Origin of the sequence: Cysteiniphilum sp. QT6929, from assembly GCF_030035755.1 — a bacterium.
Classification (GTDB): Bacteria; Pseudomonadota; Gammaproteobacteria; order Francisellales; family Francisellaceae; genus Caedibacter; species Caedibacter litoralis.
In genome coordinates, this window is the sequence record NZ_CP103983.1 from 2,308,389 (window position 1) to 2,334,260 (window position 25,872).

A 25,872-nucleotide genomic window follows, 5' to 3' on the forward strand; every position below is an offset into this window, starting at 1 on the left:
ATAATTTTGATTGTTTTTAGAGAGGAAAATATGCCAAGAAAAAGACGTGGCGATGGTGATAGTGGCAGTGGTCGCACGCTGTATTGTTCATTCTGTGGAAAGTCACAACAAGAAGTGCGTAAGTTAATCGCAGGACCTTCAGTTTATATTTGTAATGAGTGTGTGACCTTGTGTGAAGGTATCATTAAAACAGGTGGTTCACAAGCTTCAACACAAGAACCAGATTTATCAACAGCTGAAGGCAAACAAAGTTTACCTAAACCTGTTGATATTAAAAAACACCTTGATGAATATATCATCGGTCAAGATGCGCCAAAGAAAGTGTTATCAGTAGCGGTATATAACCATTACAAAAGAATTTATAACAAACAAAAGCAAGATGATGATGTGATGTTATCAAAGAGCAATATTTTGTTATTAGGACCAACAGGGTCGGGTAAAACCTTGCTTGCACAAACCTTGGCAAAAATGCTTAATGTCCCTTTTGCTATTGCTGATGCCACGACCTTAACCGAAGCAGGTTACGTCGGTGAAGATGTTGAAAATGTGATTCAAAAGCTTTTGCAAAATGCTGATTTTGATGTCAAAAAAGCGGAGCGTGGCATTATTTATATCGATGAGATCGATAAAATTGCGCGCAAATCTGAAAATCCATCAATTACACGTGATGTCTCAGGTGAAGGCGTTCAGCAGGCTTTATTGAAGTTAATTGAGGGTACCGTTGCCTCTGTTCCGCCAAAAGGTGGTAGAAAGCATCCTAATCAAGATTTAGAGCAGGTTGATACAACGAATATTTTATTTATCTGTGGTGGTGCATTTGCTGGTATTGAATCAGTTATTCAACAACGAACTGAGAAGTCAGGCATTGGTTTTGGTGCTGATGTTTTCGGTAAAAATGATCAAGCGTCACATAACCGTTTACTTAAGCAAGTTGAACCAGAAGATTTGGTTAAATTTGGTTTGATTCCTGAGTTGATTGGTCGTTTACCAGTAATGGCTATCTTGGAAGAGTTGGATGAAGAAGCGTTGGTCAAGATCTTAACTGAGCCGAAAAATGCTTTGATCAAGCAGTATACTAAATTATTTGAAATTGAAGAAGTGAGTGTTGAGTTTACGCCTGAAGCAATTAAAGCAGCAGCTCATAGAGCAGTTAAGCGCAAAACAGGTGCGCGTGGCTTGCGCTCAATTTTAGAAAATGCGCTGCTTAATATTATGTTTGAAGCACCATCAATTGAGAATGTTGAGAAGGTCGTGATTGATGAGGCAGCAATTAATGGCAAAGAAGAGCCATTAATTGTATTAAAAGATCAGGCGCAATTTAGATTAGCTTCAGCTCAATAAGGTTAACATGCATGCAATTATATTCTAATGATAAACAAAGTGTTGAAGAGTTAGTGCCGGTTGTGCCATTAAGGGATATCGTTGTTTATCCTTATATGGCTGTGCCACTTTTTGTCGGTAGAGAAAAATCGATTGCTGCGATTAGTGAAGCGCATGCAACAAGACAAAAAGTCTTACTGATGACACAAAAATCAGATGATATTGATAATCCAAAAGTTAAGGATTTACATACCACGGGAACTTATGCCAAGATTCTGCAATTGATGAAGCTACCAGATGGCACGTGTAAGGTGCTTGTTGAAGGCATTCGTCGTGCTAAGGTGCTTAAGTATTTTGAAGATACACCGTTTATCGCTGCTCAAATTCAGTTGATTGAGACAAAAAATGACTTAAATGATGTTGATGAAAGTGGATTTATCCGTGCGATTTTGTCGAGCTTCAAAACCTTGGCAGATATGAATGGGCAAATTCCCAAAGAAATTTTATCGTCAATTTTGTCAGATACTAATTTAACGCGGATTATTGACACCGTCGTGGCGCAAGCACATGCAACTGTCTCCAAAAAACAGGAAGTACTTGAAGCGGAAGGCTTGCAGCAACGCGCGTCACTTTTGTTAAAGCTATTAATGGCAGAAACCGATGTATTGGAGCTTGAGCGTAACATCAAGGATCGTGTAAAGTCGCAAGTCGAGCGTAATCAACGTGAATACTATCTTAATGAACAGATCAAGGCGATCTATAAAGAGATGGGTGATGCTGATGAGGCGGAAGAATTTGAGCAATTAAAAGGAAAAATTGATACGGCGAAAATGTCAAAAGAGGCGACTGAAAAAGCGTTGTCTGAGCTTAAGAAGCTTAAAACTATGCCGCCATCTTCGGCTGAGTCCTCCGTGTCACGTAATTATATTGAGACTTTAACGTCGCTGCCATGGTCAAAGCGCAGCAAAGTTAAAAAAGATTTAACGCAAGCAGAAGATATCTTAAATACGGATCATTATGGTCTTGAAAAGGTCAAAGAGCGTATTTTGGAATATCTAGCAGTGCAGCAAAGAATGCGTAAGCTTAAAGGACCTATTTTGTGCTTAGTCGGACCGCCTGGTGTTGGTAAAACATCCCTTGGGCAATCGATTGCTAAGGCGACAGGACGTAAATATGTGCGTATGGCATTGGGGGGTGTTAAAGATGAAGCGGAAATTCGCGGTCATCGACGTACGTATATTGGTGCGCTTCCTGGGCAAATTATGCAAAAAATCAATAAAGTACAGGTGAATAACCCATTATTTTTATTAGATGAAATCGATAAGATGTCAGCTGATTTTCGCGGCGACCCATCCTCTGCGATGCTTGAGGTATTGGATCCCGAGCAAAACAATACATTCAATGATCACTATTTAGATGTTGATTATGATCTATCTGATGTGATGTTTGTCGCCACAGCCAATAGTTTAAATATTCCTGATGCCTTAAGAGATCGCATGGAAATTATTTATCTATCGGGTTACACCGAAGATGAGAAAAAGAATATTGCTAAGAACTATTTATTGCCACGAGCAATTAAAGACAATGGTTTAAAAGAAGCTGAAATTGCTGTTACCGATAAAGTGATCGAGGATATCATTCGTTATTACACGCGTGAAGCTGGCGTGCGTCGTTTGCAGCAGGAGCTTAATAAGATTTGCCGCAAAGCGGTTAAGCATATTTTGTCTGCTAAAGATGGTAAGAAAGTCTCGGTTAACAGTAAAAACTTAGATAAATATCTTGGTGTTAGACGCTATGATTTTGGCTTAGCACAACAAGAGGATAAAATTGGACAAGTTACGGGACTTGCGTGGACTGAAGTTGGTGGTGATCTATTAACCATTGAAGCGGTAACAACGGCAGGTAAAGGTAAGCTTAAGACCACGGGTAAACTCGGTGAGGTGATGCAAGAGTCGATTCATGCTGCACTAACCGTAGTGCGTACGATGGCAAAAGACTATGGTTTGGATGATGACTTCTATGAGAAACGTGATTTTCATATTCATGTACCAGAAGGGGCGACACCCAAAGATGGACCAAGTGCAGGTATTGCGATGTGTACGGCGGTTTTATCTTCTTTAACTGGTATTGCTGTTAAAAAAGATGTGGCGATGACGGGTGAAATTACCTTGCGTGGTGATGTATTACCTATCGGTGGCTTGAAAGAAAAACTCTTGGCAGCACTTCGCGGCGGTATCAAGACAGTTCTCATTCCATTTGAAAATAAAAAGGATCTGCAAGAGATTCCACAAAACGTAAAAGATGGTTTGGAAATCATTGCAGTGAAGCGAATTGAAGAAGTTTTAGCGCATGCGCTGATGTCAAAAAAAACCAAGAAAAGCTAAAAAAAAGCTAAAAAAAATGGGAAAACATCAAAAAAACGTTAAAAAATCATGAATTAGCAATAAACCGTGTTGACGTGAGTTACTGTGCTTGCTATAACTTAGGCGAGTTAAGCGGCGGCAAGCCGCTTAAACAGTGAGTTATTCAACAACGAAAGAGGAAAGCATCGTGAATAAAAGTGAACTAGTAAAAGCAATCGCAGAAAAAGCTGACGTAACAAAGGATGTCGCTCAGCGCGCATTGGACGCGACAACTGAAGCGGTAACTGAAGCATTAAAAGCAGGTCAAACAGTGACGCTTGTTGGATTTGGTTCATTCCAAGTTCGTGAAAGAGCGGCGCGTGAGGGGCGCAATCCTAAGACAGGTGAGAAAATGAAGATCAAAGCTTCTAAATCACCTTCATTTAAAGCAGGAAAATTATTGAAAGATGCGGTGAACTAATATATAGTTCAGCTCGCGGGTGCTTAGCTCAGCTGGGAGAGCATCGCCCTTACAAGGCGAGGGTCGGGGGTTCGAACCCCTCAGCACCCACCACATCTTTAAAGGCATGCTTTTAGCATGCCTTTTTTGTTTTGGCTATTAAACACCGCAAAATGATTCACGAGCGGTATATCCCATGCTAAGATGTGATAATTTAATTTTAAGCTCAATGGAAGTAGGTAGTAGTGTCATATGTTGCAATCGATTAATGATAAATTTAAAGGTTGGATTACGTGGATTATCATCATCGCAGTGAGTGCGGTTTTTGTGTTAACAGGTATCAGTTACTTTTTTGTCTCAGGTGGTGTTTCACCACAGTCTGTGGCAAAAGTAGGAGACGTACAAATCTCGCAAAATAGCTATCAGCAATCCTTATCTCAAAATATGCAAGCGCAACCTTCACTTGATCAAAAAGCACTGCAAGAGAAGACATTAAATCAATTAGTCGATCAAGCACTATTGCAACAAGATGCTACGGCATCGCATATTGCCATCACACAATCTGCGGTATCCACTGCGATTTTCCAAAATCCGGCGTTTATTGAAAATGGACAATACTCGGCGAAACGTTTTGATGAGTTGGCTAAGCTATACGGTGGTGCCGGCAATATCAAAGCGCTGATCGCTAATAGCCTTTTGACCTCAAGTATTGTGACACCACTATTGCAAAGTGAATTTGTATTAAGTGATGAGCAAAAAACACTAAGTGCATTAATGGGGCAAAAGCGTGAAGTCAGCTATTATGATTTTGCTGCGAAAGATTATGCTAGTAAGATCAAGCCAACAGACAAAGAACTTCAAGCTTATTATGATGAACACAAAGTGCAATATGAGCAGATTGAGCAAGCCGTTGTATCTTATGTCAAACTATCATCTCAAGATTTTGTGAGTAAAGAGTCTGTATCTGAGAGTGAGATCAATAGCTATTATCAAGCCAATAAAGATGCACTTATGTCACCTGAGTTAAGATCTGGTGAGACAATTACTATTGATAAAAAGGCTAAAGATAGCAAAGCAATTGCTGAGAAGCTTAAAGCCAATCAAGCATTAACGGCTGATGAGTTAAAAGAAGTTAAAATTGAACAGATAAAGCCATTATCACAAGCAGATGCTTCAGGTTTTGCGCAGTTTGCGTTGTTTAATTTAACGCTTGAATCACCTGTTAAAGAAACATCGGATAATGAATTTGTTAAATTAACAAAAATCACAGCACCTGCTGAGATGTCACTGTCAGCGGCAAAGCCCGTGATTGAAAAGATTCTTAAAAATCGTGCGGCATTGACTAAGTTTAATGAAGTGTTAACAAGTATTAATAGCAATAGCTTTGACCAAGTAGTGAAAGCTAATAAATTAACGCCTGCCACGACAAAGGCATTTGATAAAAAGACGACAAGTGCAAATGTTGAAGGCAATGCCAAATTACAAGAAGCAGTATTTGATCACAATAAAACGCAAGGCTTTATTGCTCAGGGGCAAACCGATGGCATTATCTACAAAGTTGACAAGATGATTCCGAAACATACCTTAAGCTTTGCTGAAGTTAAAGATAAGGTCAAAACGGCGTATATTGCGACAGAGTCATTAGCGCAAGCGCAAAAAGCAGCACAAGATGCGCTTAAAGCTTTACAAGATAAAAAAGAAGTTAAAACGGTGAAAGCAAAAACCGAAACTATTTCACGCAGTGACTTCACCCTTGATCAAGACTTAAAAACAGCTATTTTCAGCGATGGTTTGAAGTCATACAAATTGGCAAAAAATGGCGAGTCTTATTGGGTATATGAAGTAGCAAAAGTCATTGATGGCACGGATGAGTTGCCAACGCAAGTGCTGCAAAACAACTATAGCAATATCGAGCTAAATGACTATTTGGCTGCATTAAAGAAACAATATAAAGTTGAGATTAATCATCAACTGATTCAATAATTATTTCCCCATGTCTGTGATTTCAAAAAAAGTCTATGCCTTAGCAGGTCCTACTGCCTCAGGAAAAACGTCTCTTTCCATTGAGCTTGCCAAAGAAATGAATGCTGAAATTATCAGTGTTGATTCAGCGTTGGTATACAAGCGATTAGATATCGGCTCAGCTAAGCCAAATCTCTTGGAAATGGAGGGTATTCCCCACCATTTAATTGACATTATCGAGCCGTGGTTTAATTACTCGGTCAATGATTTTATCAATGATACTAAGCGATTGATTCAAGATATCCATGCACGTAACAAAGAAGTATTACTTGTTGGTGGCACGATGATGTATTTTAAAGCATTGCAAGAAGGTATATCTAAGCTACCTGAAGCAGATGATAAAGTGCGTGACACCATAAAGTTACAAGGTTTGGCGTATTGGTATGACTTCTTGATGCATAAAGATCCTCTCACAGCCAACAAGCTTAATCCAAATGATCAACAACGGATTGAGCGTGCCGTTGAAGTGATATTACTTACTGAGCAACCTTACTCGCGCGTTATTGCTGAAAATGCCAAAGAGGGTGGTTTAGGTCAATCACTTAAGCTATGCGCGTTAGTTCCAAATGATCGTAAACATTTGCATCAGATGATTGAAAAGCGCTTTATGCAAATGCTAGATAATGGTTTTTTAAAAGAAGTTGAAGGGCTTAAAAATCTAGCGCTTATGCATGCTGATCTGCCATCGATGCGCAGTGTTGGTTATCGTCAAGCATGGCAGTATCTTGATGGCGAGTATGATTATAGTGAATTTATTGCCAAGGGAATTGCAGCAACACGCCAATTAGCCAAGCGCCAGTTAACGTGGATTCGCAATTGGCATCAACCGATATTTACGATTGATGCTAATTTAGAGTTTGATGAGAAGCTTAATCAAGCGTTGCGAGTCTTTAATTGCTAAATTACTCTACCCTTGCCTTTCTGATAAAGAGAGCTAAGCATTAAGCGTATCAAGCTTGAGTGAATATGCTTTTTAGACTACAGTTTGTTTTGAGAGTCGATTTAGAAAGGATATCACGATGAAATTTATCAAAAAGCTTATAGCGATTATTACGGGGCAATCCAATCCAATGCAGCTATTTTTAGCGGCGTTATTTGGTTTTTTATTAGGGTTTATGACAGGATTTCAATATTCGCCATTTATCTATCTTGTTGCCGTTTTGCTTTTGTTGTTATTAAATGTCAATTTGGTCGTAGCAGCGATTATTTTTGCGATTGCTGAAATTTTATCTTTTGTCTTAGAGGCGTTATCTTATCATCTGGGGGCTTGGTTATTAGATGGTTTCTTGCAACCTTTATTTAAATGGATGATTAACGCGCCAGTGTTAGCGTATGCTGGGTTTGATTATTATCTGGTGACGGGTAGCTTCATCTTGGCAATTATTCTTGGTGTGATTGTGGGCTTTGTGCTTACGCGATCTGCCAAAAATATCAAAGTTAAGATGGCTGCATTACAGACTGAAAAAGAAGCGTACAATAGAGTCATTAATAAGCGATCTATCAAAGTCATATCATGGGCTGTCTTTGGTAAATCAGCACATAAAATTGATTGGGTTCAGTTGCGTGATAAAAAACTCAAGCATCCGTTTCGTTGGTGGGGTGTGATTGTAACGGTTGTGATCGTTGTTTTGTTATTTGTTATGAGTAGCTTTATGCAGTCGCAAGTTGTCAAAAATATTTTAGTTACACAGCTAACCAAAGTTAATGGCGCGACAGTAGATATAGGTCAACTTGATATTGATGCTTTAGATGGAAAAATAGTGATCAAGGATTTGGCTTTTGCGAACCCTGATGATTTATATCAAAATAGTTTTTTTGCAAAAGAGTTGAAAGCTGAAGTCAATGTAAGCGCACTGTTGGCAAAACGCCTTGAGTTAAGTGATGTGGTTGTCGATAATGTATTAACAAATAGTAAACGTCAAAGTAAAGCGTCATTATATGCTAATACAAATACAGAAAGTGATACTATAACTCCAGTTGATGATAAATCAAAAACAATGGACTCAGCGGGAGATGTGAGCAAAGAGAATAAAACACAACAATTTGATGTGCGTCATTATCTTAAAAATGCCAACGAATATTATGATTATCTTGCTAAACTTGTGCGCGTGATTAAATGGCTGGCACCTGAGCCGGTTGCTCAGGAAGATAAAGCCATCAGTAAAAAAAATAACGATGTTATCCCCGTCTATCAATATGCACAAAGGCAGGCATTGCACCTAATTGAGCAATCACCAACGCTTGTGATTGCTAGGCTTATGGTCAACAATATTCGTTATAATGACGCCTTAGCGTTAAATGTCACGGCAAGCAATCTCTCAACGCAACCGTGGCTGACCATTGCACCGACAAAAATCCATATTGTCAGTGTCGATAAAACCATGAATGTTGATTTTGTTAGTGCGAATAACAGTCGAATTGCGCCAAGCTTTAGTTTAATGCTTAAAAGTATGCCTGCGGATAAACTCTTAAGTGATATCAAGCTTGGCAATAATTTCAATCTCACGGCTAAGACATATGATATTAATATGCAGGGGTCTTGGGGGTGGCAATCTGGTGATATTGAACTTAATGCGCCAGCAAATATTACATTTTATGATGCGAAGATTAACGCCGGTGGTGTCAATCAGTCATTGGCGAAGCTGCCATTTAAATTTACTGTTAGAGGTAGCCTTGGTAATCCTATGATTGAGATGGATAATGCTCAGCTGCAGAATATCTTAATCGAGTCAGGCAAAAGGGCTGTTAAAGATCGGTTAAAAGATGAGTTAAAAAACAGGTTGCCGATTGGTTGGTAACTCTTTGCTGTATATAAATAAATCAATTGTTCTGCTCTTAAAAAATAAATCAAAAAACTTTTAAAAAAATTCTTGAAATGCAAATTGCTATCACCATATTTTTGCCTGCAATAAACAACTAATGTTTAACAAATAGGTTAAAAAAAAGGAGTCTAAATATGGCAATTCGCCCTTTACATGATAGAGTGTTGGTTCGTCGCGCTGAGGAAGAAGAAAAATCAGCAGGCGGGATTATCCTAACGGATAGCGCTAAGGAAAAACCAATGCAAGGTACGATTATTGCAGCAGGTCACGGCAAGATTTTAACAGATGGCGGCATTCGTGCGCTTGATGTTAAAGTGGGTGATAAAGTATTATTTGGTAAGTACGCAGGCAATGAAGTTAAAGTTGATGGTGAAGAGCTATTAATGATGCGTGAAGAAGATATCATGGGTGTGATTGAATAATCTTTGGCGTGGTAGTGTTCTTGGTGAGCTTCTGTAGGGGCGTATTGTATACGCCCGATGCTAAGGATGATGCCACATCATATGATTGATTTTAAAAGCGAAATTTTTAATTAAGAATAAACAAAGAAATTTAAGAGGAAAGAAACATGGCCGCTAAAGAAGTAATGTTTTCAGATGACGCACGTGCTCGTATGCTAGAGGGCGTTAATACATTGGCTAACGCAGTAAAAGTCACTTTAGGTCCTAAAGGACGCAATGTCGTACTTGAGAAATCATTTGGCGCTCCTGCAATCACTAAAGATGGTGTATCTGTTGCTAAAGAAATCGAATTAAAAGATAAGTTTGCCAACATGGGTGCGCAAATGGTTAAAGAAGTTGCCTCAAAAACTGCTGATATCGCAGGTGATGGTACAACAACGGCAACTGTTTTAGCGCAAGCTTTATTAACAGATGGTTTGAAGGCAGTAGCCGCTGGCATGAATCCTATGGATCTTAAGCGTGGTATTGATAAAGCAACCATTAAAGCGGTTGATGCATTAAAAGCACTATCTAAGCCATGTGCTGATAACAAAGCGATTGAGCAAGTTGGTACGATTTCCGCAAACTCTGATGCGACAGTTGGTGAGCTAATTGCTAAAGCGATGGCTAAAGTTGGTCCTGAAGGTGTGATCACTGTTGAAGAAGGCAAAGGCTTTGAAGATGAGCTAGACGTGGTTGAAGGTATGCAATTTGATCGTGGTTACTTGTCTCCTTATTTTGCGACTAATCAAGAGAATATGACGGCTGAGTTAGAAAATCCATACATTTTAATCGTTGATAAGAAAGTCTCTAATATCCGTGACCTACTACCAGTATTAGAAGGTGTTGCTAAGTCTGGCAAGCCATTATTGATTATCGCTGAAGATGTTGAAGGTGAAGCATTAGCAACATTAGTTGTGAACAATATCCGTGGTATTGTTAAAGTCGCGGCTGTTAAAGCCCCTGGTTTTGGTGATCGTCGTAAAGCAATGCTAGAAGATATCGCTATCCTAACAGGTGCGACAGTTATTGCTGAAGAAGTTGGTTTAACACTAGAAAAAGCAACAGTTGAGCATTTAGGTACGGCTTCACGCGTGCAAATCACCAAAGATGATACAACAGTGATCGATGGCGCTGGTCAAAAAGGCAATATTGAAGCACGTGTTTCTCAAATCAAAAAGCAAGTTGAGGAGTCAACCTCTGACTATGATCGTGAGAAGCTTCAAGAGCGTTTAGCTAAATTAGCAGGCGGTGTAGCCGTAATCCGTGTAGGGGCTGTGACTGAAGTTGAAATGAAAGAGAAAAAAGACCGTGTTGACGATGCGCTTCATGCAACGCGCGCTGCGGTTGAAGAAGGTGTTGTTGCGGGTGGCGGTGTTGCACTACTTCGCGCACAAGCTGCTCTTGAGACGCTAAAAGGTGACAACGAAGATCAAGACCACGGTATCGCATTAATGCGCCGTGCGATGGAAGCGCCTTTGCGTCAGATCGTTAAAAACGCAGGTGGCGAAGCTTCTGTTGTTGTTAATAACGTTCGTGCTAAAGATGGCAGCTATGGCTACAACGCTGCAAATGATACTTATGGCGATATGATCGAGATGGGTATCTTAGATCCAACGAAAGTAACGCGCTCAGCACTACAACACGCGGCATCTGTTGCTGGTCTTATGATCACAACAGAAGCAATGGTTGGCGAGATCAAAGATGATAAAGCTGACGCAGCAGCTGCAATGGGCGGTATGGGTGGAATGGGCGGTATGCCTGGCATGATGTAATCATCAGTTATCCACAACTATAAATAATAAAAAAGGGGCGCAATACCCCTTTTTTATTGTTATCGTTTTTTAGGCTATGATCATATTCCTGCCCACTTTGATTGTGTAAGCGTTGGCTGAGCGTCAGTCGAAGCCTCTATGAAGTGTGATTACCCACTTCGACTGATGCTCAGTGCATCGCTTCGACTTACGCTCAGGATACGGTGAGCACTTGTGGGTGAATATTTAGTCTTAGCCTTTTTTTATTTTTTTATTTATCTAGTGTTTTGATATGCATTTTACTCGCCAGTAGAGCAATAATGGCGATAATAAAAACAGCGCTCATTAGATAAGCTGGTGAATTAGTATTTCCCGTGTGATGAATCATGTAAGTGGCAATCGCTGGTGTTAAGCCACCAAATAATGCGAAGCCGACATTATAGCAAAATGATATACCAGAATAGCGCACATCAGTTGGGAATAGCTTTGTTAAGTAGGCGCTGACAGCACCAGCAATGCCACCGGCAAAAATAGATACCAAGGTGTATGAGAACATCACAGCACCATGTGTTGACAAGCTATGATAAAAATAGATACCTGTTGGGATGAGCAATAGGGCGCTGATTAAAATAACAAGTTTTTGACCAATGCGATCCGAAATGGCTCCAGCAATAGTACAGAAAACTGAAAAAGTGAAAAGGTTAATAATTGTTGTATAGGCGATGACAGTATTATCATAGCCTCTTAATTGCATAAATGAGGTGATATACAAATAGAAAATACTGACAACAGCAGCTTGCGAGCCAACAATAAAAATCCCTAAAATGGCATTGCGCGCATGGTTCTTAAATAATGCCAGTATCGGTAATGTATGGCGTTTGCTTTCATTTAGGAAAAGTTCAGACTCCTCCAAACGTTTACGCAAGAAGTAGCTAATCACAGCAAGCACACCGCCAAAGATAAAGGCAATACGCCAAGCAATCGATAGGTCAACATGAATGAGTAATGCATGAGCAATATCCGCTAAGAAAATTCCAAGATTGATAAATAAGAAGATCACCCCACAGACTAGACCTGGGTGTTTGGGAATATGTTCACAAACAAAGGTAATAGCACCAGGGATCTCGCCACCAATAGCAATGCCTTGTGCCAAACGCAGCAAAATAAAAATAATAGTGGCAGTAACTCCCAATGTGCTAAAGCCAGGCAATAATCCCATTAATAGTGTTGCTAATGCCATAATGCTGATTGAGAGTACAAAGACTTTTTTGCGTGTGTATTTGTCGCCAAAATGACTAAACAGCATGCCGCCAAAAGGGCGCGCCAAATAGCCAATCGCAAAAGCAACAAAAGCACCAAGCATACTAAGCACGGGCGATGATGAAGGGAAAAAGGTCTCGCCGATAGCCATGGCAAAGACGGCAAATATCACAAAATCATAAAACTCGAGTGCGCCACCAAGGCTTGAAAGTAAAATGATTTTCCATTGTTTGCTATTTATGGGCATTTTTATTCTCCATTTGAGTCTAACCTTGCTCTTTATTCCTAATTGTTTTGAGCAATTAATATTGCGTATTTTTCCAGCTAGATGCAACTTAAAAAGTTCAATAAAATTGCAATATAGCGAATATAAAAAATATAGTAGCTTGCTTTAGAAAGGAAAACGCCAAAAAAAGTAATTTTAATGCAGCTTTGGTTGTGTTCTGCAATTAGGCTTACTAGAATACGTTGCATTTGTGGTGCACTGTTTTTCAACCGTGCAATTTAGGTAGTTAAGGCAAGGTTTTTTTAGATGTTATTATGGTTAACCGGTTGGTTGTCACAATATTTTACGTTTATGCATATTTTTAGCAGTTATGTGACTGTGCGTTCACTCATGGCAGCATTAACGGCACTTTTAATCAGTTTGTTTATTGGTAAACCGATGATTAATTGGCTAAGTAAAATGCAGATTGGGCAAGTGGTGCGTGATGATGGGCCGCAAACGCATCTGGTGAAGAAAAACACACCAACAATGGGTGGTTGCTTAATTATTTTTTCCATTGTTGTATCGATTTTATTATGGGCAAAGCTTAATAGTCCTTTTATATGGGTATTACTTTTTGTGCTTGTGAGCTTTGGCTTGATTGGTTTTTTAGATGATTTTCTAAAGCTCGTGTTAAAACACCCTAAAGGTTTGCGTGCCAAATACAAATACTTGATGCAGTCGGTTTTTGCAATCGTGGCAATGCTGTGGGTTTATGCCTTGTTGCGTAACTATATGGACTTTAGCTTGTCGATTCCCTTTAGCAAAGACTGGGTTATTCCGCTAGGTGCTTGGGTTATCCTGTTGGGATATTTTGTGATAACAGGAAGTAGTAATGCGGTGAACTTAACCGATGGCTTAGATGGTTTGGCTATTTTACCGATTGTGCTGGTGGCAATGGGGCTTGCTGTTTATGCCTATGTCATTACCAATAGTGCCTTTGCCGGACACTTGCTTTTTGATTATATGCCCAATGTTGGCATTGATGAGATTGTTGTATTTTGTGCTGCGATTGCTGGTGCGGGCTTTGGTTTCTTGTGGTTTAACGCGTATCCTGCAGAAGTATTTATGGGGGATGTTGGTTCGCTAGCATTGGGGGCAACACTTGGCACGATTGCGGTGATTATTCGTCAAGAGTTGGTGTTTTTTATTATGGGCTTTTTGTTTGTGATGGAAACGGTTTCAGTTATTCTGCAAGTTGGTTCATATAAACTAAGAAAAAAGCGTATTTTTAGAATGGCGCCACTTCATCATCATTTTGAATTAAAAGGTTGGCCTGAAACCAAAGTGGTGGTGCGTTTTTGGATTTTGACGGTTATTTTTGTATTAATCGGGCTTGCTGCGCTTAAAGTGCGTTAATGTGACGATGCAATGATCGAGTCAAAGCCTTTTTTCTATTATCAATCACAACACATCAAACGAGTCTTAGTCGTGGGCCTTGGTGTTTCAGGGATTGCGGTTGTTGATTATCTAAAAGCTTATGCGCTAGAGATCGATATCTTCGATCAAAACCTTAAAAACGTGAGTGTTATAGTTGATTACCAAAACTTTGATGAAATCAACCTTGAAAGTTATGATTTAATTGTCGTAGCTCCGGGCATTCCCGTCAATAAAGCACCATTTAATCAACTCTATCATCATTGGCATAAAGTCGTTGGTGATATTGAGCTATTTGCATTAGCTATCGCATCAGGCAATGACGAGAAAAACCATAAGCAAAAAAGGCAAAAAGTGATTGCGGTAACGGGTTCAAATGGCAAAAGTACCGTTGTCTCTTTGCTTTTTCATGTGCTTAAAAGCCTTGGAATGAATACTGCATTAGGCGGCAATATTGGCACACCTGCCTTAAGCCTTATCGATGAAAAGGTTGACGTTTATGTGCTTGAGATCTCAAGTTTCCAGATCGATTTATTAAAATACGCGCAGTTTGATGTTGTGGCAGTGCTTAATTTATCTCCTGATCATTTAGATCGTTACGCTGATTATAAGGCATATTGTGATGCGAAGTTGGAATTGTTCGCGCGTGGTAAATATTGTGTGATGAATGCCAAACAAAAAGATTTATTAAATCATAGAGTGGACGCTACTTTTTCATACTTTAATAATGAAGCTACTTATGTCGATGATGATAAAGCGATATTTCATCACGAGGTATTTTGTCGGCAGTCTGAGTTGATATTACAAGGTAAGCATAATCTTGAGAATATATTAGCAGTGCTGGTCGTTTTAGAAATGATGGCAAGTGCTTTAGTATATTCAAGGCAAGCTTGTGATTTTAAAAACACCACGCCAGTCTACGACGGTCACCCCTCTTATAAAGAGGGGAGTCAAGTAGACTCAGAGGTAGAAGTTCTCCTCGTTGCAAGAGGGGTGCCGAGCATGCGAGGCCGGGTGTTGGGAGAAGGCAGAAGCTTAGAACAAACTATAGGGTTGTCAGATAGTGAAAAAGCCAAGATTAAATCAGCGATTGCTACATTTAATCCGCTTGCGCATCGCTGCCGTTTGGTTAGAACGTTTAAAAATATTCTCTACATTAACGACTCAAAAGCTACTAATATTGCATCAACTGAAGCAGCTCTTTTCGGCTTAGGTAATCAAGAGACTAAAAATATTATTATTTTGTTAGGTGGTTTAGCAAAAGGTGCTGATTTTAGCGAGCTAGTGCCTGTGCTTAAAACCTATGTTAGAAAAGCAGTCGTTTATGGACAGGATCGTATGTCAATTTATCAAGCTATTGCTAATGAGGTTGATTGTACACTTTGTCAGAGCTTTGATGAGGCATTTAATGCTGCTACAACCCTCGCTTGTCAAAATGATATTGTGTTATTATCACCGGCATGTGCAAGCTTCGATGGTTTTTTAAGCTATGCTCATCGTGGTGAATATTTTGAAGAATTGGTTAATAAGCTAAGGTAACAGCGTGCTTTTTTTTATTCGTAATTTTTTTAGTCAGCGCAATAGCAAAAAGGTGCGCGTTCGAGCGACCATTGAGCTTGATATGGCATTTGTTTTTTTGGTGTTGGGATTATTAGCGTTTGGTTGGATTATGGTGACTTCGGCATCGATGGTTGATGCCAATTATGATTATGGCAATCCTTATTTTTATTGTGTGCGTCAAGGCTTCTTTGCCGTGCTTGGTATCGGTGCGATGATTTGCGCATTATTGGTGCCAACGGATAATTATCAGAAAATCTATAAACTATGGCTTATTATTGCCTTTGTTTTGCTCGTTGCTGTATTGATTCCGCATATTGGACGCGAGGTGAATGGTTCACGACGTTGGATTCCTTTGATTGTGATTAATGTGCAGGTTTCGGAAGTTGTTAAGCTATGTGCGATTATGTATTTTTCATCTTATCTCGTGCGTTTTGGAGATGTTGCCAGAGAAACATTCAAAGGTGTTGTTAAGCCATTGATTATTCTTGCAGCAATGGCAGGACTTCTACTTAAAGAGCCTGATTTTGGTGCGTCTGTTGTAATGTTTACCTGTGTTTTTGGCATTATGTTTATGGCGGGTGTCAAATTAAGATGGTTTATTATCTTGATTGTATTAGGAGGTGTGGCAGCAACGTTTTTAGTGCTGTTTGAACCATATCGTTTAGCGCGTTTAAATGGCTTTATGAATCCATGGGCGGATGCCAATAATACCGGTTATCAGCTAGTGCAAGCACTTATTTCATATGGTCGAGGTGGCTGGCTTGGTGATGGCTTAGGCAGTGGTATTCAAAAGCAGTTCTTCCTACCTGAAGCGCATACGGATTTTATTGTGTCAGTGGTTGCTGAAGAACTCGGTGCGGTTGGTGTTATTGTCCTTTTGATGGTTTATGCTTATTTAATCTGGAAAGGTATGCGAATTGCGAGTCTGGCTTATGTTCTCAATCGTCACTTTCAAAGCTATGTTGCCTATGGCATAAGTTTTTGGGTAGCTTTTCAGGTGATCGTTAATATTGGTGTAAATATTGGTGTTTTGCCAACCAAAGGCTTGACATTACCATTGATTAGCTTTGGAGGTAGCAGCTTACTTATTATGTGCTTTGCCTTGGGTATTTTGCTTCGGATTGACTTTGAGAATAAGATTACAGCGGATGAAATTATGCCGCGTTATGTTTATAAAAAGGCATCTTAAATAATGTAATGGTGAAAAAATAAGTTGCATCAACTATTACTTCTCCGCTTGTGGGAGAGATAGTGCAGCTTAAGCTGCGCGGGTGGGGGAATAGTTGCAACACAACTTATTTCTTATTCATTACTATGGAGTTTTTATGAAAAAACAAACACATCATGATGTATTGGCACATGTGATTCATTGGTTGTTTGCTTTAGCCATTATCTTTCAGATGCTATCAGCACAATGGATGCATCATAAAATAAAACCAGGTGTTGAACCGTGGACATTAAAGTTATTTCTATTTCATGAAATTTTTGGTGTCACTGTATTTTTCTTGTTATTAGCTTATTTATTACGTGCTGCGAGTTTAGTAGAAAAGGATAAATTCGGGCATCTTTTTCCTTACAATAAAAAAGGTTTGAGTCTCGTGATAGAGGATATAAAGATGTTGTGTCGTAGGCAATTGCCTGATCGCGATTTTGGTGGGTTAGCTGGGTTGGTTCAAGGCTTAGGATTTTTATTACTTTTCTTGGTTGCTTTATTAGGGACGCTTTGGCTTGTGATTCCTGCCAATTATATTGGTGCTTCATTGCTGCATGATATCAAGGAGCTACATGAGTTCTTTGCGCAAATTGTTTGGTATTATTTAGCAGGACATGTTGGCATGTTCTTAATTCATGTTATAGTGGATAAAATTTCAAAAAACAAAAAGTAAAAAAACAGTATAAAGTGGAGTAGAGAGCGTGATAGACATACACGATAAAACAGATAATACACGTATCAAAGACAAGCGCACCTTAGTGCCATCAGGGGTTATTCATGAAGAGCATCCGATTACCAAAGAAGCCACGGCAACGGTGATTGCTGCGCGTAAGGCAGTATCCAATGTTTTGCAAAACAAAGATGACCGTATGGTTGTCGTTGTTGGACCTTGTTCAGTACATGATATCAAGGCTGCGAAAGAGTATGCAGGGCTTTTGTTAAAAGAAGCGAAAAAGCATGCTGATGAGCTTGTAGTGATCATGCGTGTGTATTTTGAAAAACCAAGAACGACAGTGGGTTGGAAAGGTTTAATCAATGACCCTGATTTAGATAATAGCTTTAAAATCAACAAAGGCTTACGCATGGCACGCCAGTTGTTATTAGATATCTCAGATATAGGATTACCGTGCGCGACTGAGTTTCTAGATGTGATTAGTCCACAGTATATTTCAGATCTTATCGCATGGGGAGCTATTGGTGCGCGCACGACTGAGAGTCAGGTACATCGCGAGTTAGCCTCAGGTTTATCTTGCCCAATAGGCTTTAAAAATGGTACCAAGGGTAGTATTGGTATTGCGGTTGACGCAGTAAGAGCAGCAAAATCAAAGCATCATTTCTTAGGTGTGACCAAGCAAGGCACAACAGCAATTTTTGAAACAACAGGTAATGCTGATGCGCATATTATTTTGCGTGGTGGCAATGATGGACCAAACTATGCCAAAGAATATGTTGATGAAGCAGCTGGTGCGTTAAAAGAGCATCACTTGCCACACAAAGTGATGATTGATTGTAGTCATGGCAATAGCAGCAAAGATTACAAAAAACAATCATTGGTGATTGATGATATTTGTGAGCAATACAAAGCAGGTAGTCAGGATATTCTAGGGGTGATGATTGAGAGTAACTTAAAAGAAGGCAATCAATCAATTTTTGTAACACCACTAGAGTATGGCAAAAGTATTACTGATGCTTGTGTTGGTTGGGATGAAACGGTTGAGATGCTTGATAAACTAGCATCTGCTGTTAAAGAAAAGCGTCAATCAAAATAAACTTACTCCGTAATAATCGTGAAAACTATTGCTCAAATCAGAGCCTTTCTAATTGAAATTAATGCATTAAAACTAACTTCTTATCAAACAATAGATCTTAATCCTTTTTTTCTCATTGAAAACCTTTATCAAGATCATCGATTGGTCACAAAAAACGATGGCTTTATTGCGCTTAAAGGTCAAGTGCATGACGGGCATCGTTATGTCAATCAGTTGCGAGCCCAAGGCGTTCAATTGATCTTGGTCGAAGATATCGACTTAATTGATCCAAAGGATGTCCCTTTCGTTATTGAGATTCGGAATTTAAAATCAATTCTCGCAAGCTTGGCAAGTTGGTTTTATGATTACCCATCCGAGCAACAAAATATCTTTGCAGTGACTGGTACTAATGGTAAAACTTCAATTTGCCATTTCTTGGCGCAAAGTTTATCAAGACTTAAGCATAAGGTCGGTGTGCTTGGAACCATTGGTAATGGTATCTTTCCAACACTTGAAGATTCCGCTTTAACAACTTTGGATAATCTAAGCTTACAGCGGATGCTTAAGAGCTTTTATGATCAAGATGCTGATACGGTTGCCATGGAAGCGTCATCACATGCCATTAGCCAGCGACGTATTCTCAATGTCAATATTCAAACGGCGATTTTTAGCAATCTTGATGTCGATCATTTGGATTATCACCAGACGATGGAGCAGTATTTCCAAGCCAAGCGCCAGTTATTTAGGTTGGCAAGTGTCAAGAAATGTGTGATTAATATTGATAATGACTATGGCAGTCGTTTGTATGCTGAGTTGACTGAACAACAAGAAAAAGAGATTTTTAGTTTTAGCCTTATCAATAGCCAAGCTGATTGTTATATGCCAATAACATCGATATCGCCACAAGGTTTTGTGGTTGATGTGTTTTTTAGAAGTAACAAGGCAATAGATATTACGATCCCGATTATGGGTGAGTATAATGTCAGCAATATTGCCGCAGTCGTTTGTGCTTTATTGGCAAACGATTATCCTTTTGCCGAAACATTGAAAACTGTGAATGATTTACATAATCCCAAAGGACGGCTTGAAAAGCTCATACATGATGGAAAATCAACTGTTGTTATCGATTACGCACATACCGCAGATGCTTTAGCCAAAGCCTTACAAGCCGTGCGTGTGCAAACAAAGGGCAAGCTTTATTGCGTGTTTGGTTGTGGTGGTTCGCGCGAGCATAGCAAGCGCCCATTAATGGCAAAAGCAGCGCAGCAATATGCTGATTTTGTAATTGTCACAGAAGATAATAGTCGCACGGATGATATTAAGGATATTGTTCAAGATATCATCTCAGGATTCGATGATGAATTCACTGAATTTATCATAATTGAAGCGCGTAAAGAGGCAATAGAGTACGTGTTAAGCATTGCAAATGCTCATGATGTTATTTTACTTGCTGGTAAAGGGCATGAAACCTATTTAGATAAAAACCATCAAAAAACACATTTTGATGAACGTGAAGTGGTATTGGAGTTTTGGAGAAAAAATGATTAAGTCATTAAAGTCATTGGCTTTGCAATTAAATGATAGTCAATACATTGGGCAGGATGTAGCAATTACTGGTGCGCATATTAACTCAAAAGAGATTAGTCAAGGGCAACTCTTTGTCGCACTACAAGGTGAGCGTGATGGGCATGATTTTATTGAACATTCCATACAAAATGGGGCTGTTGCCGCTCTAGTGACACAGCAACAAGCTGATCTTAACGTGCCGCAAATTATCGTCAAAGATACGCGTAAAGCGCTGTTTGATTTAGCCCTTTTATATCGCAAGACACTTAATATGCCGGTGCTATCAATAACAGGAAGTTGCGGCAAAACGACCACCAAAGAAATGCTAGTATCCATGCTTAAAGCATTTGGTAAGGTGCATTATAGTCATGGTAATTTTAATAATGATCTTGGTGTGCCGATGACAGTGCTATCAGCTCCGCAGGATGCTGATTTTGTGGTGATTGAAGCGGGCACCAATGCCCCAGGTGAAATTCCGCATTTAACACAGTTAATCAAGCCAGATTATGCCGGCATTACCAATGTTTCAGCATCACACTTGGAAAAGCTAAAATCTTTAGATGGTGTAATGATTGAAAAGGGTGCTTTGCTCCAAGGGATACAGCCACAGGGTAAAGCGATTATTAACTTGGATGATCCAAGAATTAATGCTTTTGCTAAAGCTTTAGCGGTTGATCAAGTGACATTCTCGATGAATAACACGGCAGCTGATATTTATTTATATGCGCAACAAGAGTCAATAACCGCATTGAGCTTTACAGTGAGCGTGGCAAAGAAATGCTATGAAGCACAGTTGAATGTCATTGGTCAGCATAATATTCAAAATACATTAACAGCACTTTCGTTTATCTATGCCTTGCAATTAGATATTCAGTCATCACTTAATGCATTAGCAAATTATCAACCTTATAAAGGACGCTTCTCTTTAGTAACTTTAAATGATTATGTGACACTCGTTGATGATACTTATAATGCCAGTGTCCAATCGGTGAAAGCGGCAATTAATGATTTAGCGACATTTAAGGGTGACAAGTATCTTGTGCTTAGCAATATGGGCGAGCTTGGCGAGCATGCGGAGCATTATCATCAAGAGGTTGGGCGCTTGATTAAGCAATCAAGTATTGACTATGTCTATTTGTATGGCAATAAAGCATGGATGACATTACTGGCTAAAGAAGCAGGAGATCATGCACGATATTTTGAGCACAAGAATGCGTTAATTGAAGCGTTACAAGCGGATCTTAATAAAAATCAAAGTACATTTTCGCGCATTTTAGTTAAGGGATCACGTGCTAATCAGATGGAAGATGTGGTTGGTGCGTTGAAAAAGTATTATAAGGAAGCGGCATTATGAAAAGGATAAAGCAGTGGTGGTTGGTCTCAATGGTATTGTTAGTTGCCGGATGTGCGACGTATAACCCCATGCAGACAGCAAAGAGTGTTGATCTGCAAAAGTATATGGGTAAGTGGTATGAGATAGCTCGCCTGCCTAATAGCTTCCAAAAAGGTTGTCATTGCTCTACTGCTGAATATAAGGTACTAGATAAAGATACAATCTCAGTTACCAATACGTGCTATAAAGATGGCAAGTTAAAAGAAGCCACAGCAACTGCTTGGCGATCCAATGCCGATGATAATAGTAAGCTTAAGGTTAGGTTCTTTTGGCCATTTACTAGTAAGTATTGGATCTTATACGTCTCTGATGATTATCAGTATGCTGTGATTGGTGAACCCTCCAGAGAATATCTGTGGTTTCTAAGTCGCACAAAAAATATTAGTCAACAGCAGTTAGATTTGATGAAAAAGATAGCCATTCAACAAGGTTATAATCTAGATCAGCTGATTGTTGCTAATAATTTCAACTGCTAATAGCTGCTATTACCTACAAGCTGATCACTTACCTAAAAGCATCAAAAATTTCTTCGATACTAGACTCTAGCTATGGGCAATCATAGCTATAAATAATCGTTATATGTGATAGAATTGTTATCGGAAACTAATTGTAAAGGGAGTTCGTTGAGTCTATGACGTTGATAAAAAAGTTTAGTCATATCAATATGGCAATCTACCAAGATTTCGACTGGGATAAGATATGTGTTAATGAAAATAATGAGCCACTTGAGTTTAAGCAAGTTAATATCCTATATGGTAGAAACTACTCGGGAAAGACAACGTTATCTAGAATTGTGAGGGCATTTGAAACAGGGAAAGTATCAGACAAATATGAAACCCCAAGTTTTTCATTGTTATTAGATAGTGGAAATGAACTTACTCAGGCTAACCTTGATACAGCTTATAAATTTAGGGTTTTCAATGAAGATTTTGTACGGGAGAATCTTAAATTTATTCATAATCCTGAGGAGTCCATTGAGTCATTTGCAATTTTAGGTGAGGATGTAGAGTTAGAAGCAAAGATCACGAAATTAAGGACGACTTTAGGCAAAGATGATAAAGAGACTCCTACAGGTCTGTATAGTGATTTGGCAATTAGTGAAACAACTTATAAAGACCGTGATCGTCAATATGAAGAAGCAAAAAAGCGATTTGAGAAATATTTAACAAAAAAAGCAAATTCAGAGCACACCGGCATTAAGCATAACCCTTTGTACAGAGTTGCAACTTACAACAAAAGTAGGCTAGTGAAAGATTGTGATTATGTGATAGATCAAGAGTTAGAAAGGCTAAGCGAGGTAACAAGAGAAGAGAAAAAGCAAACGATTAAAGAGGATAAAAAAGACAATATTACATTTACCGAACCATCCCTTAGGTTAGATGAATTGATAATCAGAAGTCAGTTATTGGTTGAAAAAGATATTACTATCTCTGAACCTATACAAGAGTTATTGACCAACTCGTTACTCAACGAATGGGTGAGGGAGGGGGTGCATCATCATAAAGAGCGCGAAACTTGTGCTTTTTGTCAGCAAACTTTACCCAATGATCTTTGGGATAAGTTAAACAAACATTTTAGCCAAGAATCCGAAAAATTGCGTAGTGAAATTGAGGAAATCATTAAAGAAATTAACACTGAGAAGAATAATACAACAAATGGCTTAACTCTTGAAAAAAATCAGTTTTATAGTGCATTCCATGACCATTTTGAGAGCATGCAATCTGACTACACACGAGAAACTCAAGTATATAGTGAAGCTTTGGGGCTGCTATTTGATCAGCTTGAGAAGCGAAAAGATAATATTTCTCAGAAGCTAATTTTTGAGTCTCCTCAGTCTAATGTGAATCAAATAAAACAAATATATGGCAAGTTTCAAGCGTTATGCAAGAAATCAAATCAATATACGAATGACTTGAACGATAAACAAAAAGAGGCGCGTGACGCATTAAGATTGGATGAGGTTTGTAAGTACGTTGTAGACTCTAATTATCAACAAATAAAACAAAATATAAGCACCTTAGAAGAAGGGGCGGCTAGTGCGCAGGAAGCTAAGGATAAGGTTGAAAAAGAGATTAATGATATTCTTAAACAGATTGAAAAACTAGAAGCACAATTGGGTGGCGAAGCTGAGGGCGCTAAAAAAATTAACGAGTATTTAAATCATTTTTTTGGTCATCAAATGTTATCCCTTCAGCCAGTTTTAGGAGAAAGGTCGGTTCAAAAAAGTTATCAATTTGAAGTACAAAGAAATGGGATCAGAGCTCATCATTTGAGTGAGGGAGAATGTCGATTAATTGCATTTTGTTACTTTATGGCAAAATTGCATGATGCAAATACTAAAAATGAAAAGCCTATCATTTGGATTGATGATCCAATATGCAGTTTAGATGCGAATCATATCTTTTTTGTTTTTAGTTTGATTAAAGCAAAGATTATTAAAGAGAAAAAATATTCCCAACTATTTATTTCAACGCATAGCTTGGAGTTTCTAAAGTATTTGAAAAAACTTTCTGATGATTATAAGGGGAGAAAGCCCAATCAGGTATTAATTAGACAGTTCTTTGTTGTTGAGCGCTTAAATAATCAAAAATCGAACATATCGATAATGCCAAGTTATTTGAAAAAATATATTACTGAGTTTAATTACTTATTTGATAAAATTTATCAGTGTGCAAATAATTCAAACCTTAACCATGATCACGATACTGTTTATAACTTTGCTAATAACGCGCGGAAGTTTTTAGAAATATATCTGTATTATAAGTTTCCTAATGGAGAAGATAGAGACAATAAACTAAGTAACTTTCTTGATGAAAAAGATTCAATTGCTGAGAATACACTAAATCGAGTAAACAATGAATATTCTCATTTATGTGGTCTGTTTGAGCGCGGGTCATTACCTATTGATATTCCTGAGATGCAGAAAGTAGCGCAAAAAATTCTAGATAAAATCAAAGAAAAAGATTCTGAGCAATATCAAGCGTTATGTGAAAGTATTGGCGTATGTGAATAAATTAATGTTCAAAGCAAATCATTGGAAAAAACACCATGAAAATCCTCCACACCTCTGATTGGCATTTAGGGCGCATGCTTTATGGCAAGAAGCGTTATCCTGAATTTGAAGCCTTTTTAAATTGGTTAATTGATACTATTAAAGCTGAAGGTATTGATATCTTATTAATAGCCGGTGATATCTTTGATACCACAACACCGAGCAATTATGCTCAAGAGCTGTATTTTCAGTTTTTAAGTGATGTCGCTAGAAACACGGATTGCCAACATGTCGTAGTGATTGGTGGTAATCACGACTCGCCTAGTTTGTTGGAAGCGTCCAAAAGTGTGTTAAAAGCGCTTAACATCTACGTTGTAGGGGCGGCTAGTGAAAAACCACAAGATGAAGTCATTGTCCTTAAAAATGACAGCAGTATTCCACAAGCAATCATTTGTGCAGTACCTTACTTACGTGATCGTGATATCAGAAAGGTTGAAGCTAGTGAAACGTTGGATGATAAAAATAAGAAATTAATATCAGGCATTAAGCAGCATTATCATGAGGTGTGTCAGTACGCTAAAGAGAAACAGGTTGAGTTTTGCAAAACACATAAGCTTGAATATTTGCCAATGATTGGTATGGGGCATTTGTTTGCCGCCGGAGGCAAGACTGAAGTTGATGACGGTGTGCGTGAGCTATATGTTGGTTCGTTAGCACATGTTGATGCGAGTATATTTCCTGATTATCTTGATTATGTTGCCTTGGGGCATTTGCATGTGCCACAAATGGTGGCTAAAAAAGAGCATATTCGCTACAGCGGCTCACCGATTGCTATGGGCTTTGGTGAGGCTAAGCAGCAAAAGCAGGTGTTAATGATTGACTTTAAAGACGACAATAGCGTCATTACATCTATTGCTGTTCCGTGCTTTCAACCGTTAGTTAGTATTAAAGGTAATCTGGAAGGTATCTTGGCATCCTTGTCACAGCTAACAACTGATAAAAGTAATAGCTGGCTTGAGATTGAATATATAGGTAAAGAAATCATCAGTGATCTGACAGAGCAAATTAATGCTCATATTCAAGGCAGTGAGCTTGAGATCAGACGTATCAAAAACAAACGCATAATTGATAAAGCGATAAGCCAATCTCAAAGTAGTGAAACACTAGAGGATCTCGATGAAAGAGAAGTATTTGAGCGCTGCTTAGCTGTGCATGATATTCCAAAAGATCAGCAAGCTGTTTTGATGGATTGTTATCAAGAGATTATGATGCAGCTTGTTGAGGAAGATATGCAGGCAGAATAGAAGTTAATTGCCTAAGAGAGTGATATTTACGGAG

General features: G+C 38.8%; 19 protein-coding genes and 1 tRNA gene. 19 read left to right on the top strand and 1 reads right to left on the bottom strand.

Annotation, left to right across the window (positions count from 1 at the left end; all coding sequences use genetic code 11):
* The first annotated feature begins 30 nt into the window (after positions 1-30).
* From clpX to groL, 9 genes are all read left to right on the top strand, one after another.
* Entirely contained in the window at positions 31-1,341 is a 1,311-nt protein-coding gene (gene clpX, locus NYP54_RS10090) for an ATP-dependent Clp protease ATP-binding subunit ClpX (protein ID WP_283156396.1), read from the top strand.
* 11 nt (positions 1,342-1,352) lie between these two features.
* Entirely contained in the window at positions 1,353-3,704 is a 2,352-nt protein-coding gene (gene lon / locus NYP54_RS10095; RefSeq protein WP_283156397.1) for an endopeptidase La, read from the top strand.
* A 133-nt stretch (positions 3,705-3,837) separates the two neighbouring features.
* Positions 3,838-4,143, top strand: coding sequence for an HU family DNA-binding protein (locus NYP54_RS10100; RefSeq protein WP_263478727.1), 306 nt, complete (start codon positions 3,838-3,840; stop codon positions 4,141-4,143).
* Between the two features lie 17 nt (positions 4,144-4,160).
* Positions 4,161-4,236: transfer RNA gene (locus tag NYP54_RS10105), tRNA-Val, on the top strand.
* Between the two features lie 138 nt (positions 4,237-4,374).
* Positions 4,375-6,105, top strand: a complete 1,731-nt coding sequence (locus NYP54_RS10110; RefSeq protein WP_283156398.1) for a SurA N-terminal domain-containing protein — start codon at positions 4,375-4,377, stop codon at positions 6,103-6,105.
* 19 nt (positions 6,106-6,124) lie between these two features.
* Complete coding sequence (gene miaA / locus NYP54_RS10115) at positions 6,125-7,045, top strand: tRNA (adenosine(37)-N6)-dimethylallyltransferase MiaA (RefSeq protein ID WP_349293387.1); 921 nt, start codon at positions 6,125-6,127, stop codon at positions 7,043-7,045.
* A 118-nt stretch (positions 7,046-7,163) separates the two neighbouring features.
* Entirely contained in the window at positions 7,164-8,942 is a 1,779-nt protein-coding gene (locus NYP54_RS10120; protein ID WP_283156400.1) for a hypothetical protein, read from the top strand.
* 158 nt (positions 8,943-9,100) lie between these two features.
* On the top strand, positions 9,101-9,388 hold the full coding sequence (locus tag NYP54_RS10125) for a co-chaperone GroES (protein ID WP_117002498.1): 288 nt from the start codon (positions 9,101-9,103) through the stop codon (positions 9,386-9,388).
* 146 nt (positions 9,389-9,534) lie between these two features.
* A complete protein-coding gene (groL, locus tag NYP54_RS10130; RefSeq protein WP_283156401.1) occupies positions 9,535-11,181 on the top strand; it encodes a chaperonin GroEL in 1,647 nt (548 codons plus the stop codon).
* A 250-nt stretch (positions 11,182-11,431) separates the two neighbouring features.
* On the opposite strand, the gene NYP54_RS10135 is transcribed toward groL, so the two are convergent.
* Positions 11,432-12,667, bottom strand: coding sequence for an MFS transporter (locus NYP54_RS10135; protein ID WP_283156402.1), 1,236 nt, complete (start codon positions 12,665-12,667; stop codon positions 11,432-11,434).
* Positions 12,668-12,952: 285 nt separating this feature from the next.
* Here NYP54_RS10135 and mraY point away from each other — a divergent pair, with 285 nt between their 5' ends.
* The 10 genes from mraY to NYP54_RS10185 all read left to right on the top strand — a co-directional run bounded on the left by mraY (position 12,953) and on the right by NYP54_RS10185 (position 25,838).
* On the top strand, positions 12,953-14,044 hold the full coding sequence (mraY, locus tag NYP54_RS10140) for a phospho-N-acetylmuramoyl-pentapeptide-transferase (RefSeq protein ID WP_283156403.1): 1,092 nt from the start codon (positions 12,953-12,955) through the stop codon (positions 14,042-14,044).
* A 12-nt stretch (positions 14,045-14,056) separates the two neighbouring features.
* Complete coding sequence (murD, locus tag NYP54_RS10145) at positions 14,057-15,601, top strand: UDP-N-acetylmuramoyl-L-alanine--D-glutamate ligase (RefSeq protein ID WP_283156404.1); 1,545 nt, start codon at positions 14,057-14,059, stop codon at positions 15,599-15,601.
* A gap of 4 nt (positions 15,602-15,605) precedes the next feature.
* Positions 15,606-16,811: a putative lipid II flippase FtsW gene (gene ftsW, locus NYP54_RS10150; RefSeq protein WP_283156405.1), complete on the top strand. Its 1,206-nt coding sequence runs from the start codon at positions 15,606-15,608 to the stop codon at positions 16,809-16,811.
* Positions 16,812-16,947: 136 nt separating this feature from the next.
* Positions 16,948-17,508: a cytochrome b/b6 domain-containing protein gene (locus NYP54_RS10155; protein ID WP_283156406.1), complete on the top strand. Its 561-nt coding sequence runs from the start codon at positions 16,948-16,950 to the stop codon at positions 17,506-17,508.
* Positions 17,509-17,539: 31 nt separating this feature from the next.
* Complete coding sequence (locus NYP54_RS10160) at positions 17,540-18,604, top strand: 3-deoxy-7-phosphoheptulonate synthase (RefSeq protein ID WP_283157531.1); 1,065 nt, start codon at positions 17,540-17,542, stop codon at positions 18,602-18,604.
* Positions 18,605-18,622: 18 nt separating this feature from the next.
* The gene (locus NYP54_RS10165; protein WP_283156407.1) at positions 18,623-20,131 is read left to right on the top strand and encodes a UDP-N-acetylmuramoyl-L-alanyl-D-glutamate--2,6-diaminopimelate ligase; all 1,509 of its coding nucleotides are present in this window, start codon (positions 18,623-18,625) and stop codon (positions 20,129-20,131) included.
* Positions 20,124-21,503 (top strand): UDP-N-acetylmuramoyl-tripeptide--D-alanyl-D-alanine ligase, encoded by a 1,380-nt coding sequence (gene murF / locus NYP54_RS10170; protein ID WP_283156408.1) that lies wholly within the window; start codon positions 20,124-20,126, stop codon positions 21,501-21,503. The genes NYP54_RS10165 and murF overlap by 8 nt, the downstream gene beginning before the upstream one ends.
* Positions 21,500-22,018, top strand: a complete 519-nt coding sequence (locus tag NYP54_RS10175; protein ID WP_283156409.1) for a lipocalin family protein — start codon at positions 21,500-21,502, stop codon at positions 22,016-22,018. Before murF ends, NYP54_RS10175 begins: the two co-directional genes overlap by 4 nt.
* Before the next feature lie 155 nt (positions 22,019-22,173).
* Positions 22,174-24,555: an AAA family ATPase gene (locus NYP54_RS10180; protein WP_283156410.1), complete on the top strand. Its 2,382-nt coding sequence runs from the start codon at positions 22,174-22,176 to the stop codon at positions 24,553-24,555.
* 35 nt (positions 24,556-24,590) lie between these two features.
* Entirely contained in the window at positions 24,591-25,838 is a 1,248-nt protein-coding gene (locus NYP54_RS10185) for an exonuclease SbcCD subunit D C-terminal domain-containing protein (protein ID WP_283156411.1), read from the top strand.
* Positions 25,839-25,872 lie beyond the last annotated feature (34 nt).